The sequence below is a fragment of the Escherichia sp. KCJ4928 genome, assembly GCF_004352695.1.
Classification (GTDB): domain Bacteria; phylum Pseudomonadota; class Gammaproteobacteria; order Enterobacterales; family Enterobacteriaceae; genus ECMA0423.
This window is the reverse complement of sequence record NZ_SJWV01000386.1, coordinates 1-1,517: the sequence shown is the minus strand read 5'-3', so window position 1 is coordinate 1,517 and position 1,517 is coordinate 1. Positions and strand designations below refer to the sequence as shown.

Here is a 1,517-nt window from a genome sequence, read left to right as displayed (position 1 = left end):
ATCCTTAAGAGTATAATAATTTCCTCCAGCTATCGCACTGGAGGAAAAAATCAGGCATGGAGTTCTTTTCTTAATGAAATAATTTCCCTGGCTAAATCCTGGCATAATATTGCATTCATCAAATGATCCTGTGCATGAATCAGAATTAAATTAACTTTTATTTTGCCACAGCCTTCATCCTGACTAATTAATGCGGTCTGAATCTTATGTGCCTGAAGACAGGCAGATTCAGAACTGGCCATTAGCTGAGTTGCGCCCTGCCAGTCTTTTTGCCCGGCACAACGTATGGCTTCCATCGCGTCAGAACGTGCCTGCCCCGCGTTGACCAGTAACTCCATAACAAGTTCTTCATCTGCAAACATCACAATCTCCTTCCTGGGTAAATGGAATTATCCGTTAGTTGTCATGTTATTGACTTTGTTGGCGGCAATAACAAAAGGTAAATAGATCATTGTCGCCACACCTAAACATAAAAAACCAACCAGTAAAGCCAGCCAGTTCCCCCCGGTTCCGAGGAAAGCAATTAAAGGTCCGGGCGTAGTCCAGGGCACGGCATAAGCAACCGGTGGAATAATTTCCATCGAAACAAAGAAGTAACCAATGGCACAGTTAACAATGGGAACCATAATAAACGGCACCATCATGATGGGGTTAAGTACAATAGGAAGGCCAAACATTATCGGTTCATTGATATTGAAAATACCGGGGATAAATGACATTTTTGCCAGATCACGGTATTCCGCACGCTTAGAAGCGATAAAAATAGCCAACAATAACCCCAACGTCATACCTGAACCGCCGCAGTTGGCGAATGCATCATTAATAGAAGTCCAGGTAATCGGATATGGCGCGCCCCAGGTAGTGCCATGTTGAGCGGCCCAGGAGAGATTCTCCAGATTAGCCTCAGAAAAAACGGTTTCTCGAATTGCCGATGTGGTATTAGGTCCGTGGATCCCCAGCACCCACAGGAAATTACCCACAGCCCCCAGGATAATTACCGCAAAGATATTCGTTCCCATATGTTTGAGCGGCGTCTGGATTAATGTGTAAATAAGATCGTTTAGTCCTGCCGGGGATATCAGTGTCAGGCAATAATTAAGTGCGGAAAAGAACACCATGACAAAAAATATTGGCAATAAAACTTTAAATGAACGCGCTACCGCAGGCGGTACAGCTGCCGGCATCGTTATGGTGATTTTTGGGTTTCGAGCTAAGCGACAAAATATTTCACTGGTGATCAATGCAACGATAACAGCAACAAACAACCCCTGCGCGCCGAGATATTTGGTCGTCAGGAATGCTTGCCCATCTATCATCTGATATGGCGTATAAACAATAAAAAATGCTCCTATTGCCGTTAATCCGCATAAAAGATCATCTTGCTCATAGCTAATCGCCATATTCCTGGCGACCAGGAAAGCAATCATAATTGACATGATATTTACAGAACCATTCATTACCGGAGTAAAAATAGCTTGTGCTTTTTCAAGGTTGGGGAAAATGCTATTCAGATGCAG

General features: G+C 43.6%; 2 protein-coding genes. Both read right to left on the bottom strand.

The window, feature by feature from the left end; all coding sequences use genetic code 11:
* Positions 1-50: 50 nt before the first annotated feature.
* Positions 51-362, bottom strand: a complete 312-nt coding sequence (locus E0D98_RS24095; protein WP_001296721.1) for a PTS lactose/cellobiose transporter subunit IIA — start codon at positions 360-362, stop codon at positions 51-53.
* 27 nt (positions 363-389) lie between these two features.
* The coding region (locus E0D98_RS24090) for a PTS transporter subunit EIIC (protein ID WP_131891245.1) at positions 390-1,517 on the bottom strand (1,128 nt) is incomplete at its 5' end.